Origin of the sequence: Alishewanella sp. WH16-1, assembly GCF_001441695.1 — a bacterium.
In the GTDB taxonomy this organism is placed as follows: Bacteria; Pseudomonadota; Gammaproteobacteria; order Enterobacterales; family Alteromonadaceae; genus Alishewanella; species Alishewanella agri.
The window spans coordinates 68,579-91,226 of record NZ_LCWL01000009.1; the positions used below are offsets into that span (position 1 = coordinate 68,579).

A 22,648-nucleotide genomic window follows, 5' to 3' on the forward strand; every position below is an offset into this window, starting at 1 on the left:
TAAAAGATTGTATAATTTAGCACTCAAAAAAACAAATCAAGAATTAAACATGTGACTAACATCAACCTTACAACTTGATAAAGGTGCTTTTTGAAAAGCGTCACTGGCTTTATTTAGATAATCTTTCCAAATATTGACTATAGAGTTAAATTCTCCATAAACATCAGTATGTTCAAGTTGGCCTCGGGGTATAAAACGAGTTAACACACTCAGCATATAAAGGGTCGAGCCTGAGGCCAGATAAAAAAATAGCTCTTCTCCCTTCCTATAGTTATGAAGCAACATATCCCATTGCTTTTTAATCAAATTCTCCGCATCCTCTACAGAATTAACTTCATGTAAGCTATCGGCGAGATCTTTAAATAAATGGGATACATCAGTATTTGCAATACAGGTTTTAAAAAACTCGTAATGAGAACTTAATGCTGAGTTCAGCTCATTACTGTCAAAAATAGAATTTAGCAAAGTTTTAACTTCAAACTCAGGTTTGCTTACCAATATATTGCTAGCTAATAAGGAAGATGCGCCTTCTATTAAAGCTCCATCACTACAGTTATAAAATTCGATATTTTTATTTTTTTTATTTTTAATAACTGCTTGCAGGATACTCCTTGAGAAATCAAACTCGGGTTTAGTAAAAACTTCAGGTCGAAAATTTCCAGGTATCCGTAAGCCATTGTCAAAACCGATATCTGCCTTAGCAACTGCCTGACCGTCTTCTCTGAAATAAGCTGAGTGCTTAGAATGGTGATTCTTTGGATCGAGATATCCAAGATCAACTCCAAATAAATATATTTTATTAAAGCCTAATTCAGTAAAGAGATCGAAAGCCAAATTTGAAACGGTTGGGTAAGAATATCTGAGAGAAATTATTTCGATATTCTTCTTTTCCAAATAATTTTTAAAAAAGTTTGTTGACGACTCACCTGCTTTAAAGGCTAAGTGAACAGACTTAAATAGCGAAGCTGTATCAGGATGAGCGCCATTAACAGATAAAAACCTGATCGTCTTTAACCAAGCCTTATCATTAACTTGGCTAATCCAACCAAAGGTTGCTCTATTTTGTTCAATTTCTGCATGAAAATCTGGTGTGATACCAAGTTTGTATAAAGAACGCAATGCAGTACCACAGCTAATAACAATGACATTATTACGATGCTCTTTAATGTAATGATGACTTTCATCCAGACTAGGGCCGTTACCAACAATAAAAACAGGTATATTTTGTAGTTGACGGAGGCCTGCCGAATTACAATTTTTCCTTATAAATTGATGACCTAGACGTAAACTTTCACAGGTATGAGCAATGCCATAACGAACATGGTCAAAACTTTCTCCTAATGCCAATATTTGTTGTAGTTGTGAATATAGCTTGGTTAAAGATTTACGCATTTCCGGGGTTAAAAATGAAGGAAAAATCAGACTATTCGCAATTCCATAAGCACCTGTCTGATAATACTGGGACATGACATCATTGAAATATTCCTCGCCATTTCCACCAATATTAAAGTATATTTTGCTGTCGTTCTTTTCTGCTTGCTCAAATAACTCATACCATTTTGTCGCGAACAAACTGGCATAAAAGAAATCAAGGTTTGGCTCAAATAAAAATAAATTTTTAACATCAATTTTACTTTTCAACAGTTCAATATGACGACCTAAACCAATACCTAATACTATCAAATATTCTATACGGGAAATTTCACTAAAATTTCTAGTTGGCAAGTTTTTCAAAAAAGGCTGAAGCTTCTCGACTGTTTGATAGTGAATATAACTGCGGAATTTTTCAATGCCTCCCTGATTTAAGATAACCTTGTTTTCAAGCGGATTCTGCTTAAATCTCTCGACCATTTTTTCAGAATCAGCCAGCACATTTTGATAAAAAAAACTTGAGCGCTTATTACAAAACAGATTTAACTCTTCATCCTTAACAACACACCGCCAACTTCTTGGCTTGTAGTCACGAAATACTTCATAAATAGATGGATAATACTGCTGCAGAGCATTCAGGTTTTTTTGAAAAACTTCATTCTTCGGAGCCTGTTCATAAACGCGATTAGCAAGCATTCCCATTGAACGTTCTGCGACAAATAGAGCATCTTCTGAATAACCGAGAAACTGAGGCTGACTGTTTAGCAACGCTTTTATATCACTACTATTTTCAACAAGATAATTAAAAACCTCATCTGAAACGGGATGAGCCAAATGCCTGAAGAGATATACCTCTTTAATACCGGAAACGTACTGAGTTAACTCATTTAGGTCACTGATAATTGTTGAGCCGCTATTTCCTACTTGCAGTGAAATCATTGTATTAAAAACTGTCGCCTGACCAAAAATAACCGACCAATCAATGCAGTAAAGTGAAGAAATAAATAAGTCTATAACAGGCTCATAAATTACCAGGACTCTCGGTGGCTGTAACTTGAGCAAGTTTGAAATATGCAGACCCAAGCCGACTCCGAAGATTAACACCACTGATTTTTCTGGCAATGCGACAATTTTTTTGGAGCTTTCAGTATTCACTAACCGTACTACTGGCGCTGAACGGCAAAAATCTGCAGTCTCTTCCAATAGTTCTGACGCAGGATTTTCGGAGTAGAGAACACGAGCAGTTTCGACTTCAACGATATTCAGCTCCATGTTTTTTGAACAAAACACCGAATAGTGTTTAACCTTGTGCTCATTGATACGTTGATAAATATCAGGGTAAGACTTTTGAAAAAAAATCAGGTTTTTCTCAAAAAGTTTCTGCAGTTTTAGAAATGCGGCCTGCTCGGCCAAAGATTGTAAATCCGGGTTATCGTGAACAAACTCACTTATTAGGTTTAGCATCAAGCACTCGTTTAACGGTTTTGACGATAATTGTAATCTGCTTTTCTTGCAGCACTAAGCTTTTTTAGATTATCCGCTATAGAGTCTTTATAAAGTCTCACTTTGTGCAGCGCTGAACTATACCAGATATCCAAATCAGCTAAATACTGTGCAGCCACCTCATCTGTTTTAGCAAGCATTGTAAGTTGTTTTAGCAGAGGCGTTAAACTGTTAAATTCATCTGAGAGCAGCTTCAGTTCAATATCCTGATTCTGTAACAGCTGCTCTACTTTACGTTTTTTAGCTGTAATAGTAGCTATAATTGTTTCAGCCGCCACTAAGCACCCACAACCATTTTTTGGTCACGTTGGGACTGCATACGGTAGCCAGCTTCACGATCTGCAACAGGTATTTGATCCCAAGCTGACTTAATAGTGACCATAAGTGAAATAACATCATCAATCTTTACCAAATCCAAATCACGGCTGGCGATAGTTAGATGATTCAACATAAAATCGTACAAATCAAATAAGTTCTGTGATATGTCACCACCTGAGCTCATATCCAAAGAACCTTTCAGGGCACTTATGATTGAAAGGGCTTTAGAGATAGCATGAGCTTTACCAGAAAAATCTTTACGTTCAATAGATCCTTTAGCTTTCGCCATATGTTCTAATGCACCTTGCATTAATAACTGTATCACGCGATGCGGATCGGCAACAGCTAAATCATCTTTTATACCAACAGCTTTATAAGCTTTAATACCGTAACTCATAAGAAAACTCCTTAACTAGATTTCTTTACATTAAAGCCTGGCAAGCTGGATAGCGCTGCATTGACGCTTGCTTGTTGTCTTTGCATTTGACCTAACAAAGTATCTAAAGCAGCATAACGCTTGCGAAGCGAATCTTCGAAACTAGTTAGATATCGGCTTGCAGCCTCAGAAGCTTTAGTATTTTCTTTTAATCTGGCTTGTAAATTATCTTGTCTATTCTGAATAATACCACCTGGTTTATTGTATTCAGATATCAGTGCATCTAACTTACTGACTACCCCATTCTCTCCACCGAACAATTTAGCTAGATCATCGTAATTATCTGTTAGTGCTCTATCGAAGCGCATCTTGCCAGTTTCAGAGCTAAATTCCGTACTTGTAGAAATTTCTAATTTACCCGCCTTATCAAGAGTAATACCAAGAGCAAATAAACCTTTAAGTTGTTCTGGAGCGTCGGCAATTTCAGAGCCCAAAATGCCTCGGATTTGATTTAATATGTTTCTCGGTAATGAATCTCCAGACAAAGCTCCACTATCAAGAGTAACAGTACCATCAGCACCTAAAATACGATTGCGTGTTAATGAAGCAGTCTTGTCTACCAGGTCGTTATAACTTTTAATAAAAGCTTGAAGGTTTTCTTCGACAGCTTTTTTATCTGTGGAGACTGCCAAACGCGCATTTTTCCCTAATGGTGTTTCATTTAGCACTGTTATTGAGATATCTTGTACAGCGTTTTCAAAAGTATTGGTGGCACTGGTTATTAAGATACCGTCTAATTCGATAATGGCATTTTGTGCCGCCGCTACCAAGTTAAGTCCCGGTGAAGTGGCAGTTGCAACCGTAGAAAGGTTATCCAATTCTGCATTATTATTGCGAATAACCAGGTCGTTACCTTGACCTGTGACATTAGACGTTAACACTAACTTAGTACCTGCGGTGCCGCCGGTATTCAGAATATTTGCATTAACACCAAAGTTTTGGGCAGATTCATTAATACTCAAACGTAACTGATTAAGGGTCATACCTGCTGTTACAGCAACGGTAAAACTTTTATCTCCAGCTTCAAATGTCAGTTCACCATCTGTTGAGGAAACGACTGCATCGGCACTGCTAAACAGATTATCAGACGACTCTATGCGGCTACCTTTGGCGAGTTGGTTAACCATGACATCAAAGGATGCAGCAGAAGCGGTATTTTTTGCCGTTGCCTGAATAAATGTTTTACCTTCTTCCGGTTGCGTAATACTTACGCTGCGGGCTTTTAAATTTTCACCACTTAGTTTTTTTGTTGCATCCAAAAAATTTGAAAGTGCAGAACGTAGCTGACCAACGCCCGACAAAGACGCATTCAGTGTGGTATTTGTCTTCTCAATCCGTGCCATTTTGGTCTGGCGCTCAACATTGACAAAGGTAGAAACCAGCTCATCCAGCGGCAGACCTGAAGCAGCACCTAAAAAATTAATGGACGACATGACTTACCTCACTCTGTAATAAGTTTATACTTGGCGGTCTATTAGAAACCCCAGAGATTGACCCATCTCTTCCTGTAGTTTTTTAATATCCTGCGCGACTTTTAACAATTCTTCGGATGGAATCTGCCGAATTATTTGATCATTAGTCTTATCCATCACTTTTATTATAGACCGGCCTGAGACTTCATCTATCATAAAACTTAATGACCGCTGCTCAAACACCGCTGCTTTATTGACAATCTGCAACGCCTCATCGACTTGCTCTGTACTAGGTTCTGCCTGCACTGGATTACTGCGTTGTTTTTTTAAATCAGCGCTTTCCGCGACTTTACTATTCTGAATATTGCTATCTAGGTTACCTTGCAGCTTAAAATCAGCTGTTGCCATACTACCTGTTAATACCGTATTACCGGGCATCGTATTCATAGTTTACCCCTTTTAAACAGTAAAGGCCGGGTAACAGTATCGCTATACCCGGCACTCACGCAGTATTTTAGCCTAAAAGCGACAGCGCTGCCTGTGGCCGTTGGTTAGCCTGAGCTAATACCGTTTGGCTAGTTTGCTGCAGGATTTGGGCGCGGGTTAACTCTGCCGTTTCTTTGGCAAAATCTGTGTCACGAATCCGCGCACGCGCGCCAGAAACGTTTTCAGAAACATTAGTTAAGTTACGAATGGTTGCCTGAAACCGGTTCTGAATGGCACCTAAATCAGCACGTTTAGAGTCCACACGCGCAATAGCACTATCAATACGTGCAATCGCAGTTCCTGCATTAGCTGAGGCATTTCCTGCAGATGTTCCAGAAACAGTTATAGCGTTAACGCTCAGGCCGTTAGCTCCCCAACCACCAGTTCTAGATAAACCTACTTTGATATATTCGTTAGTAGCGCCCTTTGCACCAACTAGAAAATTAAAGCTTGGTCCAGCGGCTGAACCATTTAATAATTTTTGATCACCAAAGGCGGTTGTTTGTGCAATACGACTAATCTCGACTTTTAAAGCAGATATTTCTTTTTGTAACGCTGCCCGGTCCGTCAACGAATTGATACCATTCTGAGACTGCACCGCTAAAGTCCGCATGCGCTGCAATGAAGTGGTAATTTCCTCCATCGCGCCTTCCGCTACCTGCGCCAGTGATATACCGTCATTTGCATTACGTGCGGCCTGATCCAAGCCATTAACCTGGCTGGTTAAGCGGTTTGAAATCTGCAAACCTGCAGCATCGTCTGATGCGCTGTTAATCCGGAAGCCAGATGATAAACGCTTAAATGCGACATCCAGAGCGCCGCCGGAATTCATTAACTGCCGCTGAGCATTTAATGAGGAGGTATTGGTATTGACAAATAAAGCCATGAGTCACTCCTTAGTTCTTAGCCATCTAATATAGGCCGCAAACTGTTGTTAAAAATACGGTTTTACCGTTTAGCTGGCCAAGCTGCAACTTGGCTTACCTTATATATCGGCAGCGCTGTTGAGAACTTTAGAAGAATTTTTTAATTATTTTTTGAAAATTTTAGAGAGGAAGTTGGTAGGTATTTAGAACAAAGGCTGCCAGTTGGCAGCCTTTTAAAAAGCGAGTCACTCCGCTGAAGCATTTCTGGCAAGAAGCAGAGGCACTGCAATACCTCTGTTGCTTCAGCTGGTATAATTAGCCTTGTAGTAAGCTTAATGCCCCTTGTGGCCGCTGGTTTGCCTGAGCCAAAACAGTCTGACTGGTTTGCTGTAAAATTTGCGCCCTGGTTAGCTCTGCGGTTTCCTTAGCAAAGTCAGTATCGCGAATCCGGGCACGGGCACCAGCTACGTTTTCAGAAACATTGGTCAGGTTGCGAATCGTTGCCTGAAACCGGTTCTGCACTGCACCTAAATCAGCTCGTTTGCCGTCAACGAATCCAATGGCACTATCAATACGGGCAATTGCATCTCCTGCAGCAGCAGAGGCAGTTCCAATATTTGTGCCGGAAACAGTTATAGCGCCAATGCTTAGGCCGTTAGCGCCCCAACCATTAGTTCTTGATAAGCCTACACTTATATATTCGTTACCCGTGCCTTTCGCGCCTACCAGGAAATTAAAGCCTTTATCAGTTCCGCCATTTAGTAACAGCTGATCACCAAACCGTGTTGTTGCTGCAATACGACTGATTTCAACTTTTAGAGCTTGAATTTCTTTCTGGATTGCGCCGCGATCCGAAATAGAGTTGATACCATTTTGCGATTGAACAGCTAAGGTTCTCATACGCTGTAAGTTGGTGGTAATCTCATCCATCGCCCCCTCGGCAACCTGCGCCAGAGAGATACCATCATTGGCGTTACGAGCTGCTTGATCCAGGCCATTGATCTGACTGGTTAACCGGTTTGAAATCTGTAAGCCGGCTGCGTCATCAGCTGCACTGTTAATACGGAAACCTGATGATAAACGCTTAAATGCAGTATCTAAAGCGTTACCAGAAGTGATCATCTGACGTTGTGCGTTCAGTGATGAAGTATTGGTGTTTACGAATAAAGCCATGATGTTTTCCTCGCTTTTTAACCTGTTGAGGCAATTTAGACTGCGTATTGCCTGTATCTTGCCGTGTTAATTATTTATCGGCGCTGGGCGGGGAAACTTTAGAATTTTTTTCGCTGGATTTTTAAGCTTAATATTCAGAAAGTTAAAAGCAGGCTTTGCGCCTGCTCTTACTTATTAGCGGATATAGTCGAATAAGGTCGTAGCATTAACTTTCTGAAAGGTTTGCGATGCTGCCTGCAACGCCACTTCCTGGCGCTTAATTTCGGTTAACGCAGCAGCTAAGTCGACTTCTGAAATATCCGCTTTATATTGCTGGTTAGTAATTAATAAATCGGCATTAGTGTTAAATACACTATCAACCACATTTAACCGCCCACCCAGATTAGCTAAAGAGCCATCCACATTGTTCGCAGTGGCGGTTACTTGCTGCAAGGTGTCAGCCAGTGCCTTAGCTAAATCGTCAGCGGTGGCGAGTGGGTCATTCAGGATGTCGATATAACGCTGTAATGTATTCAATACGTTAGTCTGAGTCGGTGCAGGTAACTCAAAATCAACTTGTGTTGGTAAGGTAGTGGCTGGATCGAGGTTAAACGCCAAGCCATTAAAATTAATTTGCTGACCGGCAATATAGCTCCCGCTAAAAGGCGGCGTTAAAGCTGAACCGTTTTGCAACAGTTGATAGGTACCCGCGGCATCAATTTGCAAGCTGTATTGATTATTCAGTGGGTTAAGGTTGTCAAAGTTTGCACGGTAAAAATTATCAAAAGCGGTCTGATTACTCACTTCCAGACTGGAACCGGCTGGTGCGGCTGATAACTGCGGCTGAAAACGCACAAACACGCTATCAAAAATGGCCTTGCCACTATCATTACCTGGCAAGCTAATAGACTGTGAAATTTGCAGCGCGCGACTTCCGTCATCACCTTTAAATACAAAAACACCGCTATTAGGGTCGCGCTCATAAGCCGGTGATTTATCCTGGTAACCGGCAAATATATAACTGCCATCAGCTGCCCGGGTGTTCATTAAATCGAATAATTCGGTTTGGATATTCTGCAACTCAAAAGCCACTGCGCGACGTTGCTCCAGAGAGTAAGTACCATTGCCGGACGCGATTGCTAAGGTTGAGATACGGTCATAAGATGTCCGCATACTGGTCAATACCGTTTCTTGTAACGCCAGATTATTCTTCAGCAGCGCGCTATTAGTTTGGTATTGCTCGATTTGAGTCTTGCTCTGGTCCAGACTCAGCACCTTAGCAGCACCAGCCGGGTCGTCTGCTGGTGACAGGATACGGGTTTGTTTACTTAGCTGTGATTCGGCTTTCGTCATCCGCTGTTGGGCGTTAAGAATACCATTCAGGCTTTGATTAAATTGCATATTAAAGGTTAAGCGCATGATATTACCTCACTGCCTGTAACAGGGTATCGAACACAGTTTGCGATGTTGCCAGAATTTTGGCGGCAGCAGCATAGCTTTGCTGGAAGCGCACTAAATCTGCCGCTTCTTCGTCTAAATTAACACCAGACAGTGATTCGTACCACAAGGTTGTTTGCTCTAAAATTGCAGTATTAGCTTCATCTGCTGTGCGCGCTTGCCGGGTCCGTTCCCCAATATTACCTACCATAGTAGCGTAACTTTGGTTCAGACTATATTGATTAACTCCCGCCCCAAAAGGTTCTGGATTACGTCTGACCAAAGACGCATTTTGCAATGCGGAAAGCTCCAGACCATTACGGTTATCATTAAAACCATTTTCATTAAAGGCAATGGTAAAGGTATCACCAGGGCGTGGCACACCAGTAAGATTAAAATCGAAGCCAAGAGTCTCTTTTAAGGATGGGGAACCAACGCTATTTGCCAGCACGTTATTAAAGTTGTTGCTGGTAAAACGCGCTTCACCTAAAACCGCACCAGTATTATCAGTAATGCTAAACACAAACCTATCGTTGTCGGCACTGTCCTGCCCCTGATAAGTGACCGTATAGGGGCCATTTACTAACGACGAGCTGGTAAATGCCGGGGTGTCAGTCGCAAAAATTTTCACACCATCGATCCGACCATTCCCCAGATTAGCAGATGCAAATTCGCCACGCAGCGGTCCGGCAAGCGCAACATCCTCAGCGCGATTGGTCGCCATTTGCATCGACCGCGCGGCGGCGCCTAGCGGTTTTAACACGAATTTGTCATCGACCGCCACATTACCTACCTGCAATTTCAAACCGAAGAGATCAAAGTCTGACGGTGGAACTGGCGCATCAGAAGCGTCAAAATCTGCCGGAAATCCCGTAGGGCTGTTCAAGGTCCGACTATTAGCTGTCGGGCGCCCGAATTCATCCAACGCCGTGATGGTGATATTGTTGGCATCAATCACTTCTACCAAAAAATCATTAGGTGGTAGCTGATTAGATCTACCAGGTTCAATTTCAACATTAATACCACCGCTACCGGTGTTAGCAGCAAAAGCCAACCCTTGCGAAACCGGCAACCGGAATAAATCCTGACCAAGGGTGCCATTGAGTGTTAACCCCAGTTTATTTTGCGTATTCATGCTATCAGCGAGCGCAAGGGATAGCTGCCCTAATTGGCGCTGTGTCGGGTTAACGACCTGTAAGCGATAATCGGTAAGGGCACCGATTTTGCCGCCGACGCCCTGCGCATCAAGCTCTAATTTAACTTTATCATTGGATTGTAAAGTTAACTCAATGATTCGGTCGTTGGGATCTGGCTCACCACGCATTGACAATAAATTAAATTCACCACGCTCTACTACCAGCGCCTGACCACTGGCCATAAACACCAGCTTTTCGCCACTATTGGAGTTTACGGTTTGAATATCGACGTATTCTGCCAGCTTTAAAATTGCGTTATCGCGCCGATCCAGCAAATCAAGCGGAATCGGGCGGCTATTACTGCTGCCATAAGAGACAATATCATTGTTGTAAGTCGCGATTTGGCCGATTAAGTCATTAACCTCATTAACACTGGAATCTAATTGTTGATTTAGAAACTGCTCTTGATCCGCAATCAGGGTCGACATACTTTTAAACTGATCCAACAGCGACTGACTAGTACCGATGACCAATTGCCGGTTTGACAACTGCGTCGGGTCATTATTTGCGGTTTGAATTTGTTGGAACAGATTATTCATGCCGGTCGCAATACTATTGGCAGCATTTGAAAATAAAGCATCTAGCCGGTTGGCTTCAGCCAGATATTGCGAGCTATAAGCAGCATTAGTGGTATCACGCCGTAATTGTTTTTGGGTAAACTCATTTACCAAACGTTCGGTAGTGCCCTGCCCAACCCCTAAACCGAATTGCTCAGAAACAAAGGTCGTGCGCTGGCGCACATAACCAGGTGTATTAATATTGGCAATGTTGTTACCTGTGGTATTGAGTAACCGGCTATTCGCCAACACTGCTGTTTTACCAATACTTAATAAACTATCTGCCATTAATTGCTCCGCCCACCACTGGGTATTGGCTACTCATCGGCTGCTGCCGCAAAATCTTGAGTACTTTCTAACTCGGCCCGAACCTGCTCAAAGGCAGTACTACGGTAAACCGACATGATTTTTTGTGCATAATTAGGATCTGTCGCATAACCGGCAGCTTGCAGTTCACTGAAATACGCCGCCGGTTCGGCTGCCGCAGCTACGGCCTGCTGGTAACGCAGACTGTTGGCAATAAATTCAGTATAGTCTCTTAAGCTATCTTCCGGCGAGGTATAGGCGCGGAATTTTGCCTGCTCTTTGCGCGCCACGCCCTGGCGGTATTCCAGAGTATCGACCACCGCCGTATCGCCCTGCCAGTTGCGGCTGGCTTTAATACCGAACAAATTAAAACTGTTGTCGCCATTGGCAGTTTTAATCATCCGTTTACCCCAACCCGTCTCCAGTGCAGCCTGAGCAATCAGTGCCAACGGATCTAAACCCAGGGCTCCTGCTGCTTTGCGGGCAGCAGGTAATAAACTTTTAATAAAGGCAACTGGCGAGTCAACCTGCCATGGTGCAGGGCTTGTTTGCGTTGTGGCTAAATCCGGTGTCGCCGTTTGTTGCACGGCGCTCTGGGCCGCTTTTTCCCGTTGCTGTTGTAACTTTTCCAGCAGCGGTGTCAACAACGAGGCGTCACGCCGACCAGGTTGGATCACCCCTGTCTGCACCAGCTGCTGGGCAGATTGGGCCTGTAATAGTGCCATTTCCGGCTGTTCGTTAAACTGTTGTGCTTGTGGCATGGCAAGCTCGCGATTTTGCTCGCCCGGTAGCAGTAACGCTGCCGCTTGCTGACGATTTTTAGCCGCGGCAGTCGGATCCAGTTGCTGGACTAAAATATCTGCCAGCCCCAAGCTACCTTTTTGGGCTAAATCGGTTGCCATCTGATTATCATGCATATCCCGATAAAATTCGGTGGTCTGGCTATTCATTAAACCTTCGGCTTCAAAGGCTTTGTTTGCCTGGCGCATGCTTTTCAGCAGCATATTAAAGAAAATGGCTTCAAACTGCTCCGCCGCCTGACGTAAGGCGCCTTGCTCATCCTTTTTTGACGCTGAGCGGATCTGCTGCAAACTTTGCAGATCATGGTAGGAATGCTGCAGTTTGGCGCCGTTCATCTTAGATCACCACCAGCTCACCATGGATAGCACCCGCTTCTTTTAATGCTTCCAGGATGGCCATTAGATCGCCGGGGGCGGCACCGACTGCATTTACAGTACGCACTAAATCATCCAGGGTGACACCGGGATCAAACTTAAACATCCGCGAGTTTTCCGGGCTAACGTTGATAATACTGTCTTGCACAATAGCGGTATCACCGCCCGCCAGAGGGTTGGGTTGCGAGACCTGTGGATTTTCCTCAATGGTCACAGTTAAACCACCGTGCGTTACTGCGGCGGGGAATAACCGCACGTCTTTGCCAATGACAATGGTACCGGTACGGGAGTTAATAATAATTTTCGCTGACTGATCAGCAGGTTGGAACGTCAGATTCTCCAGTGTTGATAAATAAGACACGCGCTGACTGATATCGCGTGGTGCCCGCACCTGCACAGAAGAGGCGTCCAGCGAGAAGGCTGTTTCCGGTCCCATAAAGCCATTAATGGTTTCCGCCAGCCGTTTGGCCGTAGTAAAATCCGGCCGCTTTAGATTAAAGGTAATAAAATCCCCTTTGGCAAAAGGTGACTCAACTTCACGCTCTACCACAGCGCCATTGGGGATACGGCCTACTGTCGGCGTATTGACCAGGATCCGTGAACCGTCTAACCCTTCAGCACCCAAGCCACTAACAATTAAACTGCCCTGCGCGACTGCATACACATTACCGTCTAAACCGGTTAAGAAGGTTTGCAGTAAAGTTCCGCCGCGTAAGCTCTTCGCACTGCCGACTGAAGACACCGTAATATCAATAGTCTGGCCTGGCTTGGCAAAGGCCGGTAGCTCAGCGTGAATGGCTACTGCTGCTACATTTTTTATCTGGGTGCGGGTGCCGGCAGGTAAATTAATACCAAAGTTGGCCAGCATGGTACGAAAGCTTTGTTCTGTAAAAGGGCTTTGCTCGCCGGTACCTGGTAACCCGACCACTAGACCATAGCCGACCAGCTGGTTCGAACGAACCCCTTCGATATCGGCGACATCTTTAATCCGCGCAGCATCGGCGGTGACACTGATTAGCGCCAGCAACAGACCGATAAGCAAGAATCTACTACGCATTATGTGCTCCTAGAATGGCCACAAGGGGCCATTAAAAAACCGTGCTAACCAGCCAGGTGATTGACCATGATGGTGGGCACCGGTACCACTGTACTCAATTCGCGCATTGGCAATCTTGGTTGACTCGACAGTGTTATTCACATCGACATCTTGTGGCCGGATCACCCCGGTTAAACGGATATATTCTTTCCCGGTGTTCAGCGTTAACCATTTTTCACCGCGGATCACCAGATTACCGTTCGATAATACCTGCAATACATTGACCGAAATGTCACCGACCAGGCTGTTGCTCTGATCTGCCTTAGCATCGCCCTTAAAATCCTGGGTACTACCCGCGCCAAACTGCAATACATTGCCACCAATAGACGCATTGCGTCCGGCGATATTCAATGGCTCAAAGGCCACATTGCTATCTTTCTGCGTTTCAGTTTTCGCTTTTTTTGACGCCTGAGTTTTTTCACGCAGTACCACGGTAATAATGTCACCTTCATGGCGCGCTTTATTATCGGAATACAAGCTGTTTGAATGCGTTTGAGTAAACAACGAACCCGTCTTCAGCACCGGCCGTGGTGCTGGCTCGGGCGGTAAAGGCGCAAAATACGGGTCGTCGGGCATCGCCTCACGGGTCGAGGCGCAAGCTGTGAGTAAACTAAACAGCAAGACTAACGATAACGTACGCATCAATGCCTCCTTAAAGCTGCTGAATGACATAACCCAGCATCTGATCGACGGTAGAGATCACTTTGGAGTTCATCTCATACACCCGCTGACTTTCAATCAGACTAACCAACTCTTCCGTGACATTAACGTTAGAGGTTTCCAGCGCCCCCTGCACAATAATGCCCAGCCCCTCCAGGCCCGGAATACCTTGTACTGGATCGCCACTAGCCGGCGTTTCTTTAAACAGGTTCTGGCCTATCGGTTCAAGGCCAGCCGGGTTAATAAAGTTGGTTACCGTCAACTGGCCCAGTACCGCATTTTCGACCTGCCCGGCTAAGCGCACAGACACTTCACCATCTTGCGAAACCATGATGGAAGTCGCGTCCGGCGGAATCACAATATTCGGTTGCACCTGATAGCCGGCTCCGGAGGTGACCATATTGCCATCACCGTCTACCGTAAATTGACCATTACGGGTGTAAGAAATGGTGCCATCCGGCATTAATACCTCATAAAAACCATGGCCCTGAATCATCAGGTCCAAACTGTTTTCGGTGGTAATCATATTGCCCTGGGTAAAGCTTTTTTGTGTCGCGACCACCTTGGTACCGGCACCAATCATTAATCCGTTAGGCAGTTCCGAGTTTTGTGAAGAACGGCCACCTGGCTGATTAATATTTTGATAAAGCAAATCCTCGAAAATCGCCCGGCTTTTCTTAAAGCCGACGGTGCTGGCGTTAGCCAGGTTATTCGAGATCACCGAAATATCACGCTGTTTGGCGTCTAAACCTGTTTTGCTAATCCATAAAGCCGGATGCATTTGAACCTCCCGGGCCTGAGCCCTTTGAACCGAATGATTAAGGCGGTTACCTCAATCGCTAAAACCTGATTTAACCGATAATCCGTAGCAGTTGGTTTTGTTGCTGATCCATTTGCTCAGCCTGCTTCATCATTTTCACCTGCAACTCAAACTGTCTTTGTAAGCTAATCATGCTGGTCATCTCACCAATGGCATTGACGTTACTGCCTTCATAGGCACCATGCAGCAAGCTGACTTCGGCACTGACTTCAGCTAGCTGGCCATCTTTACGCCGGAATAAACCATCATTACCTTTTTCAATTTCCGCATAAGGTGGCTTAACTAATTTAATTCGCCCTACCTGTTCCATTACGTTAGCCGGAGCGCCCTGCACTCTTGCGCTCACCGTACCGTCCTGACCAATCTCCATTTTGGCAAGCGGTACCGGCAACTGGATCGGACCGTCATCGCCGAGCACTGGCAAACCGCTGGCGGTTAACAGCATGCCGGTTGGGCTTAATTGCATATTGCCGGCGCGGGTATAGGCTTCATTACCATCTTTATCCTGAACTGCAAACCAACCGTCGCCCTGAATCGCCATATCCAGCTCACGCTCAGTAATAATCAGCGCACCGCTGTCAAAGTTTTGACCAGGTCGTTCGGTCATCGAAAACACCCGGGTTGGTAAACCTGCGCCAAAAGCCTGCATCGCGCGAGCCTGCTCAAAATCGGCTTTAAAGCCTACTGTACCGGTATTTGCCAGGTTGTTAGCTCTGACACTGATACCATGCATATTTTCTTTGGCACCGCTCATGGCGATATAAAGCAAACGATCCATCAGCAACCTCGTGTAAAGGAATTGACTCTTGGCAAGATACTAAGCAAGGAAAGTGCCAAACTGATTAAGCTTGCGGCGAAGAACACAACAGTGGTCTTAGCAATGAACAGCGGTTAAGAAATTAGTAGGTAAAAAAACAGCAACCATAAAACTCAAAAGCCACGCAACAGCTGCGTGGCTTTTGTACCGGTCAAATCGAGATTACCGGATCTGCAGAATCGTCTGCTGCAGCGAACTGTTGACTTCCAACGCTCTGGAGTTGGCCTGGAAGTTACGCTGGGCATTAATTAAATCCACCAGTTCAGTGGTTAGGTTAACGTTAGATTGTTCCAGTGCAGAGCTTTGGATACTGCCAAAAGTTCCTGTGTTAGGCTCACCGGCCAACGGTTCACCAGATGCAAGACTCGCTTTCCATGACGTATTACCAACCTGGTTTAAACCTTGTGGATTAGCAAAACGTACCATCGAGACTTGTGCTAAATATTGCTGATCACCATTTGAGTAGGTAGCCATCAGCCTGCCGCCGGTATCGATATCTAAGCCGGTTAAACGTCCAACAGTGGTACCGTTTTGGCTTAAAGTACCCACCTCAAAATTTGATGAGTATTGTGTTGGATTTCTTGTACCTGACTCATCCTGATAACGAACAGTTACATCTTGTGGAAATGTAGCACCATTTTGCAACAGACCATTTAATTCAGTCTGTGACAAGATACCATCTGTAAAGGGATTAGGTGAACCTACCGGAATCCCAGAAGGAGTAAACTGCAACGTGGAAATTGGTGCATTACTATTGAGAACATCCCCATCGAATGCACTATATACAGACCAGGTATTGTCTGTTAACGGAGCTTCCCGCACAAAATACAAACTAATAATATGAGCTTGGCCTAAACTATCGTATACGGTTGTTGAAGTCGTACTATTATAAGAAGAGCGATCTCCCACACTGAAAGCAGTAGTTGGAGTCGTTGCCCGGGAGTCCAGATTCATAGAAAGAAAAATTGAGCGCGTTGCACTTGGAGCTCCAGCTGTAGTCGGAATTTGAATTGGGTTAGTCGTACTCAAACTGACTGAGGTTGTTGAGCCAGTAGATCTATCTACCGGATAACCCTGGAGAAAATCACCATTATTGTTCACTAAAAAGTTATTTTTATCCAGCTTAAAAGCTCCCGCACGAGTATAGCCATAATCGCGGGAGCCAATTTCAGAGGCTGTAACAAAAAAACCGTCACCGGTAATCGCTAAATCAAGAGCGTTATTAGTAAATTGCAGTGAGCCCTGCTGGAACTGCTGGGCAATTGAGGCTGTCCGCACACCATCGCCAACTTTGGTTTTAGCTGATTGAAAAACTGATGACGCGTAAACATCAGCAAACTCGGCACGCGACTCTTTAAAGCCGGTGGTATTCACGTTCGCAATGTTATTTGCTGTGGTATCTAAATCTTTCTGCGCAGCAGCAATGCCGCTTAATGCAATTTGAAAACTCATATGTCACCTCACCTTAAGCGGTTGTTTAACTGTAAGAAACTTCTAACACATCGGCTAGCTTGACCGATCCTAAGCCAATCAGGTTTAGCATAATGCCATTGCCATTGTTGCCCATGCTGACACTGGAAACCGGGGTGTAGACCTGCACGGGTACGGTTTCGGTTTTACCGTTGGCACTAACTTCCACCTTGATATTGTAAAGTCCGGGTGGCATGGCTTCACCATCACCATCGGTACCATCCCAGACAAATTCATTCTTACCCAGTTGTGGATTGTCCACGTTAAAGGTATTTACCAATTCGCCATTGGGTTTGGTAATAATCACTTTCATATTGTCTGCCACAGTATCGACGTTTATCTGCCCCCGTGATAACGAATCACCGGTAAAAACCAACTGATCTGACTGCGTCAACACACTGCGGCCAACCAGTGACGACGCCTGCAGCGCCTGATTCGAACTCATACTCTGCGCCAGACTGGTAAAGTTTTCATTTAACTTTGAAATACCATCGGCCATGGTGAAGTTAGTCATCTGCGCAATCATCTGATCATTCTCAACCGGCTTGGTTGGATCCTGAAATGCCAACTGCTGGGTTAACAAGGCAAAAAAATCAGATTGGGTTAAGGCACCATTATTCTTGTCTGGCACCTTGTTTTTGTTATCCCAGTACATCCCGTCCAGGGCAGAGTTGTTATTAACGGTCGTCATCAGTTAGTCCTTAAGAGCTCTGCCCTAAGCGTAGAGTGCGCATTAACATTTGCTTGGCAGCATCGGCAGTTTGCACATTAGTTTCATAAGAGCGTGATGCCGAGATCATGTTGGCCATCTCTTCCATAATGTTGACGTTAGGCTTGTAGACATAGCCGTTTTCATCTGCCAGCGGATGATTAGGTGCATACTCCACCACCGGTGGCGCCTCTGACTCGACAATACCCAGCACTTTTACGCCGCTACCGGCATCTTGTTGCCGCCTCGCTTCGGACAGCTCTGCCGCAAATACTGGATGCCGGCCTTTATAAACCTGATCAATACTACTACTGACGCTATTAGCATTCGCGATATTACTGGCGGTGGTATTCATGCGTACCGACTGCGCAGTCATGCCTGAGCCGGCAATATCAAACACTTTAAATAAGCTCATAATTATTGTCCTGTACCTGTGATAGCTTTTTTCAGGCCACTGATTCGGCTATTCAGAAACTGCAAACTGGTTTGATACTCAATGGCATTTTGCATCATGGCATTACGCTCGCGATGCATATCGACGCTGTTGCCGTCGCCAGTATCGGGTTGATCCGGGTTACGAAACTTCACTTCCTGCCGGACTTCAGTAGAAATATGAAAATGCCCTTCATGGGTTCGGCTTACCGGCCGCGCCTGACGGGACTGCGCATTATTCAGTGCTTGTTGAAAATCGAGCTCTTTGGCTTTGTAGCCGGGGGTATCGGCATTGGCGATATTCTCAGACAGAACCTGGGCACGGCGATCACGGATCAGCAGTGCTTGCTGGTGCATGCCAAATGCTTTGTCAAAACTGATAGCCATTTTTTTGCCACCTTAAGTTGAACACTCAACCAGGTAATGCAAAGAGCAGGCCAAAAATTAGTGAAGTGTTATCAGGCTAGGTTTTCTTGCGGTAGATAATGCCGGGATTACAGCGCAGCATCTCAAAGTCTTCATTCAGACTAGACAGTGACTCGGAAGCGCCCAGAATTAAATAGCCCCGGCTGTTTAAAGCCTGCGCAAACTGGCGGATGATCTTGGTTTTTACTTCGGGAGAGAAATAAATCAACACGTTACGGCAAAAGATAATATCGAACTTTCCTAACAAGGTATAAGAGTCGAGTAGGTTTAGGTGGCGAAAACTGACGTTTTTACGAACCTGCTCTTTTACCCGCATCATCCCCTTGCCGCTATCTTCAAAAAAACGACTACGCCGCTCTGGCGACAAGCCCCGGGCTAAGGCTAAACCGTCATACTCGGCTCGCTGGCAATGTTCCAGCATAGTATTGGAAATATCGGTACCAAGAATACTGACGCCACCAGCAAAGGCGCTTGGCCGACCTTGTTGGTACTCCAAGGCAGTCATGGAGATAGAATAAGGCTCTTGCCCTGACGAACTGGCAGCTGACCAAATTTTGACGCTGCGGCAAGTTTTTTCCAGCTCCGGAAAAATTTGGCTCTTTAACAGCTCGTAGGGATAAGTATCCCGAAACCAGAGTGTTTCGTTAGTAGTCATGGCGTCAATAACGGCTGAGCGTAATTGCCGCTCAAACGGATTCATGGTTTTGGTGAGCAACTCAGACAAGGTAGCAATACTAAAACGCTGCATTAAGGGCCCAAGCCGGCTCTTTACCAGATACTGTTTGTTCTCACCCAGCACAATACCGCACTGCTGCTCCAAAAAATCACGGAACTGGCGGTATTCACTTTCTTGTAATTGCTTATCTGTCACCGAAGGTCCTCAGTGCTTAATCAGTGTGTAACCACTTTTGTACTGACTGTGCCAGCTCATCAGGATTAAATTTGGCAATAAAATCCTCAGCACCAACTTTTTGTACCATCTGCTGATTAAAGACCCCGCTTAATGAAGTATGCAGAATCACGTGTAATTTGCGCAGTTTCGGATCGGCTTTGACTTCTGCTGTCAGAGTGTAGCCATCCATCTCTGGCATTTCGATATCGGAAATCAATAACCCTACTTTTTCCGTGATCGAGGTCTGACAGTCTTTCGCTAGCTGTTGTAAATAGGTTAAGGCTTCCCGGCCATTATTTACCAAATGCATTTGCACGCCCAGCGGTTCCAGCGCCCGTTTTACCTGATTGCGCGCTACGGCAGAGTCATCGGCAATCAGAATTAAGCGGTTACCCAAATCTGTTGTAATACTCTTGGTTAGGGCTTCATCCCGGATCATCGTTGGCGAAGGAGAAATCTCTTCCAGAATTTTCTCCACATCCAGGATCTCGACCAATTCTTTGTCAATTTCCGTTACCGCCGTCAGATAACTTTGTTTGCCGCTGGTGCCTTTGGGTGGCGGCATAATCGCCTCCCAATTAATATTGACAATCCGTTCAACCCCACTTACCAGGAAGCCCTGCACTGAGCGGTTATACTCAGAGATAATAATAAAGGCCGTCGACAAATCGGCAATCGGCTTGCCGCCAGTGGCAAGGCTTAAATCGATAACAGAAATGGTTTGACCACGGATATGGGCAATACCGCGTACAAATTTATTCCGCTTCGGCATCGCAGTTAATTGCGGGCACTGCAGCACCTCTCGCACCTTAAACACATTGATGCCATACCGTTGCCGACCATTGAGTTTAAACAACAGTAGCTCAAGGCGGTTTTGCCCAACCAGCTGCGTGCGTTGGTTAACGGAATCTAGGATACTAGACATCAATGGCTCCTTTATCTGCTAATGGGCGCGGTACTTGCATAATTGGCTAGCAGTGACAGAAAAATGACTAAGCCGTACTTGGCGGTCATGTTATAACCCTTTATCTGTAAAGCATAGCCAAACTATATGAAAAAGTACGAAAATTTTATCTGCCAAGCCCTCTTTACAGCATCATTGCTGTGGCTTTGTCTGCTTAAAGTACACGCCGACGATAACCAGAGCTATACGCCAGCGCAATTAACCGAATTAGCCGAGGTCTGGGTCAATCAGCAATTTGCGACCGCTGACACCGATACGGAAGTGCAACTAACGGCGCTGGATAACCGGATTGGTAACAAAAGCTGTGCGCATGCGCCTGAGTTCAGTCTGCCGGCAAACTATAATCCCCGGCAAACCACGGTGCAGGTGAGTTGCAATGCGCCGTTAGTTTGGCAGCTATTTATTCCGGCACGCCTGACCGAATGGCTGGAGCTGGTGGTCAGCAGGCAAAATATCGCTCCAGGAACCGCTCTTACTGCCGATATGCTGGAAATACAACGTCGTGAGCGGCGATTAGTGCGAGGCGCTATTGTGCAAGAGCCTGCGCTTATCGTTGGCAGCCGTAACAAACGCAGTTTAAGTGTCGGGCAGATAATTAGTTTACAAGACTTATGTCTTGTTTGCCGTGGCGATATTGTTACAATACAAATTAGCCAAGGTGGTTTAGCAGTCAGTACCACAGGCGTTGCGCAGCAAGACGGCAGTTTGGGTGACACCGTTCAGGTTAAAAACCAGCAGTCTGGCCGCAACATCAGTTCCGAGGTCGTTGGCGTAAATCAAGTCCGGATAAAATTTTAGAAAAAAAGCTAAAGTTTTATTAAGTGCAGCCGTTAACCTGAGCATAAGGACTGTGTTTAAGGTGATGAGGTTCTATTATGGCAATTAATATCAATAACTTGCAGAATACTCCGCAAGTAAAGGCAGACAAAACTGACCAACTGGTACAGCGCCAGCAAACTACTGTGCAGCAAAATGCGTCCAGTCAGGCAACGCAAAAGCAGGATTCAGTATCAATTACCCCGCAAGCGCAGCAGTTTTCTAAATTACAGGAAAAGGCAGCCAATAGCAGTGGTATCGACCAAGAGCGTGTCGACAAAATTAAGCAAGCTATTGCGGAAGGTAAATACAAGATTAATGTTGAGATGCTGGCCAAACGCATCATGCAATTTGAAGGCGATTTATTCGACCGCAAATGAGTCAACAGCCAGATACCATTATCACCTTGTTAAATCAGCAACAAGCGCAATTGGATGCGCTTTTGCTGTTATTATCGAATGAGTTAACTGCCCTAACCCAACGTGATGCCGCGCAACTCGACTTACTGGTAGAGCAAAAAAGTGACTTGCTGCAAAAAATTGCCACCCTTGATCAAACGCTGGCACAATTCCCTGAGTTAGCGAGCTTCAGAAGCCAAGACTGGTTTATTGAACAAGTGACACAAATGGACAAGACACTGGCTGCCTGTAAACAGCAAACCCAGGTTAATCAGCAAGTCGTCGAGCAAAGCCAGCTAACGTTGCAGCGGCTTAAGAATGAGTTATTAGGGGCGCAGGGTAAATCAGGCTTAACTTATACCAGCAAGGGCCAACCAGCGGTCGATAACAAAGGCCCCGGCATTAAAGCCTGAGCCGGTCAATTAGCATTAGTCTTCAGAATTTCACCATAGATACCGCACACTACGAATACTTTGTTTTGGCTGAGTATGTTGTAATGTTGCGTAAACCTCGGCGAAATTCAGCTCCAGTTCCGTGATGTAGGTATCATCCACTGCATAGGTTTTCACAACCCGGGCACCACGGATCACGCCTTGTACTGAAGCTTCCAGCACATCGCTTTGTGCCACCATCGCACTAACTGTATTCTGGCTGTCAATTCTTTGACCATATACCCGCTCAGCTAACTCTCGGTAGGCTTCTAATTTAGACGCGCGCATCGCTAATAACATCCGCTGTGTCGCATCATTGCCTTGCTGTGCGGAAATGGGTGCAGCACCTAAGGCTGTGATTACCGGAAAGCTCAGCGGAACCTCCTGCTGATACTCAATATGCCGATCAGCCAGTTGACTACAGCCCGCTAACAGGGCGCTACAGATAAAAGCCAAGCCTGCATTTTTCATTTTGCTCACTCTTGTCAGTCGAAATCGCTAT

Annotated in this window: 24 protein-coding genes; 3 read left to right on the plus strand and 21 right to left on the minus strand. The window is 45.1% G+C overall.

What is annotated here, in order from left to right; genetic code table 11:
- Positions 1 to 36: 36 nt before the first annotated feature.
- The 20 genes from AAY72_RS01310 to AAY72_RS01405 all read right to left on the minus strand — a co-directional run bounded on the left by AAY72_RS01310 (position 37) and on the right by AAY72_RS01405 (position 20,462).
- Positions 37 to 2,835: a 6-hydroxymethylpterin diphosphokinase MptE-like protein gene (locus AAY72_RS01310; RefSeq protein ID WP_156411256.1), complete on the minus strand. Its 2,799-nt coding sequence runs from the start codon at positions 2,833 to 2,835 to the stop codon at positions 37 to 39.
- Between the two features lie 11 nt (positions 2,836 to 2,846).
- Entirely contained in the window at positions 2,847 to 3,152 is a 306-nt protein-coding gene (locus tag AAY72_RS01315) for a hypothetical protein (RefSeq protein ID WP_057785271.1), read from the minus strand.
- A complete protein-coding gene (gene fliS / locus AAY72_RS01320; protein ID WP_057785272.1) occupies positions 3,152 to 3,589 on the minus strand; it encodes a flagellar export chaperone FliS in 438 nt (145 codons plus the stop codon). The genes AAY72_RS01315 and fliS overlap by 1 nt, the downstream gene beginning before the upstream one ends.
- Before the next feature lie 11 nt (positions 3,590 to 3,600).
- Positions 3,601 to 5,061, minus strand: a complete 1,461-nt coding sequence (gene fliD / locus AAY72_RS01325) for a flagellar filament capping protein FliD (protein ID WP_057785274.1) — start codon at positions 5,059 to 5,061, stop codon at positions 3,601 to 3,603.
- A gap of 24 nt (positions 5,062 to 5,085) precedes the next feature.
- Positions 5,086 to 5,487 (minus strand): flagellar protein FlaG, encoded by a 402-nt coding sequence (locus AAY72_RS01330; RefSeq protein WP_057785276.1) that lies wholly within the window; start codon positions 5,485 to 5,487, stop codon positions 5,086 to 5,088.
- 67 nt (positions 5,488 to 5,554) lie between these two features.
- The gene (locus AAY72_RS01335; protein ID WP_057785277.1) at positions 5,555 to 6,412 is read right to left on the minus strand and encodes a flagellin; all 858 of its coding nucleotides are present in this window, start codon (positions 6,410 to 6,412) and stop codon (positions 5,555 to 5,557) included.
- Positions 6,413 to 6,707: 295 nt separating this feature from the next.
- The gene (locus AAY72_RS01340; RefSeq protein WP_057785279.1) at positions 6,708 to 7,565 is read right to left on the minus strand and encodes a flagellin; all 858 of its coding nucleotides are present in this window, start codon (positions 7,563 to 7,565) and stop codon (positions 6,708 to 6,710) included.
- Between the two features lie 174 nt (positions 7,566 to 7,739).
- Complete coding sequence (gene flgL, locus AAY72_RS01345; RefSeq protein ID WP_057785280.1) at positions 7,740 to 8,963, minus strand: flagellar hook-associated protein FlgL; 1,224 nt, start codon at positions 8,961 to 8,963, stop codon at positions 7,740 to 7,742.
- 4 nt (positions 8,964 to 8,967) lie between these two features.
- Positions 8,968 to 11,022, minus strand: a complete 2,055-nt coding sequence (gene flgK / locus AAY72_RS01350) for a flagellar hook-associated protein FlgK (RefSeq protein WP_057785282.1) — start codon at positions 11,020 to 11,022, stop codon at positions 8,968 to 8,970.
- Between the two features lie 29 nt (positions 11,023 to 11,051).
- Positions 11,052 to 12,176: a flagellar assembly peptidoglycan hydrolase FlgJ gene (gene flgJ / locus AAY72_RS01355; RefSeq protein ID WP_057785284.1), complete on the minus strand. Its 1,125-nt coding sequence runs from the start codon at positions 12,174 to 12,176 to the stop codon at positions 11,052 to 11,054.
- A 1-nt stretch (position 12,177) separates the two neighbouring features.
- The gene (locus tag AAY72_RS01360) at positions 12,178 to 13,272 is read right to left on the minus strand and encodes a flagellar basal body P-ring protein FlgI (protein WP_057785285.1); all 1,095 of its coding nucleotides are present in this window, start codon (positions 13,270 to 13,272) and stop codon (positions 12,178 to 12,180) included.
- A gap of 9 nt (positions 13,273 to 13,281) precedes the next feature.
- Complete coding sequence (gene flgH, locus AAY72_RS01365) at positions 13,282 to 13,953, minus strand: flagellar basal body L-ring protein FlgH (protein WP_008983026.1); 672 nt, start codon at positions 13,951 to 13,953, stop codon at positions 13,282 to 13,284.
- A 10-nt stretch (positions 13,954 to 13,963) separates the two neighbouring features.
- Positions 13,964 to 14,752, minus strand: a complete 789-nt coding sequence (flgG, locus tag AAY72_RS01370) for a flagellar basal-body rod protein FlgG (protein ID WP_008983025.1) — start codon at positions 14,750 to 14,752, stop codon at positions 13,964 to 13,966.
- Positions 14,753 to 14,822: 70 nt separating this feature from the next.
- On the minus strand, positions 14,823 to 15,569 hold the full coding sequence (gene flgF, locus AAY72_RS01375; protein WP_057785287.1) for a flagellar basal-body rod protein FlgF: 747 nt from the start codon (positions 15,567 to 15,569) through the stop codon (positions 14,823 to 14,825).
- Between the two features lie 201 nt (positions 15,570 to 15,770).
- Positions 15,771 to 17,060: a flagellar hook protein FlgE gene (gene flgE / locus AAY72_RS01380; RefSeq protein WP_057785289.1), complete on the minus strand. Its 1,290-nt coding sequence runs from the start codon at positions 17,058 to 17,060 to the stop codon at positions 15,771 to 15,773.
- Positions 17,061 to 17,085: 25 nt separating this feature from the next.
- Positions 17,086 to 17,769, minus strand: coding sequence for a flagellar hook assembly protein FlgD (locus AAY72_RS01385; RefSeq protein WP_057785291.1), 684 nt, complete (start codon positions 17,767 to 17,769; stop codon positions 17,086 to 17,088).
- 10 nt (positions 17,770 to 17,779) lie between these two features.
- A complete protein-coding gene (gene flgC, locus AAY72_RS01390; RefSeq protein WP_057785293.1) occupies positions 17,780 to 18,202 on the minus strand; it encodes a flagellar basal body rod protein FlgC in 423 nt (140 codons plus the stop codon).
- Between the two features lie 2 nt (positions 18,203 to 18,204).
- Complete coding sequence (gene flgB / locus AAY72_RS01395) at positions 18,205 to 18,606, minus strand: flagellar basal body rod protein FlgB (protein ID WP_008949729.1); 402 nt, start codon at positions 18,604 to 18,606, stop codon at positions 18,205 to 18,207.
- 76 nt (positions 18,607 to 18,682) lie between these two features.
- A complete protein-coding gene (locus AAY72_RS01400; RefSeq protein ID WP_057785294.1) occupies positions 18,683 to 19,516 on the minus strand; it encodes a protein-glutamate O-methyltransferase CheR in 834 nt (277 codons plus the stop codon).
- Positions 19,517 to 19,532: 16 nt separating this feature from the next.
- On the minus strand, positions 19,533 to 20,462 hold the full coding sequence (locus AAY72_RS01405; RefSeq protein ID WP_008983020.1) for a chemotaxis protein CheV: 930 nt from the start codon (positions 20,460 to 20,462) through the stop codon (positions 19,533 to 19,535).
- A 126-nt stretch (positions 20,463 to 20,588) separates the two neighbouring features.
- On the opposite strand from AAY72_RS01405, the gene flgA reads away from it, so the two are divergent.
- The 3 genes from flgA to flgN all read left to right on the plus strand — a co-directional run bounded on the left by flgA (position 20,589) and on the right by flgN (position 22,128).
- On the plus strand, positions 20,589 to 21,299 hold the full coding sequence (gene flgA / locus AAY72_RS01410) for a flagellar basal body P-ring formation chaperone FlgA (RefSeq protein WP_057785295.1): 711 nt from the start codon (positions 20,589 to 20,591) through the stop codon (positions 21,297 to 21,299).
- A 77-nt stretch (positions 21,300 to 21,376) separates the two neighbouring features.
- Positions 21,377 to 21,697: a flagellar biosynthesis anti-sigma factor FlgM gene (gene flgM / locus AAY72_RS01415; RefSeq protein WP_057785296.1), complete on the plus strand. Its 321-nt coding sequence runs from the start codon at positions 21,377 to 21,379 to the stop codon at positions 21,695 to 21,697.
- Complete coding sequence (gene flgN, locus AAY72_RS01420; RefSeq protein WP_057785297.1) at positions 21,694 to 22,128, plus strand: flagellar export chaperone FlgN; 435 nt, start codon at positions 21,694 to 21,696, stop codon at positions 22,126 to 22,128. The genes flgM and flgN overlap by 4 nt, the downstream gene beginning before the upstream one ends.
- A gap of 30 nt (positions 22,129 to 22,158) precedes the next feature.
- Here flgN and AAY72_RS01425 read toward each other — a convergent pair whose 3' ends face one another.
- Positions 22,159 to 22,617, minus strand: coding sequence for an LPP20 family lipoprotein (locus AAY72_RS01425; RefSeq protein WP_057785373.1), 459 nt, complete (start codon positions 22,615 to 22,617; stop codon positions 22,159 to 22,161).
- Positions 22,618 to 22,648: the final 31 nt, after the last annotated feature.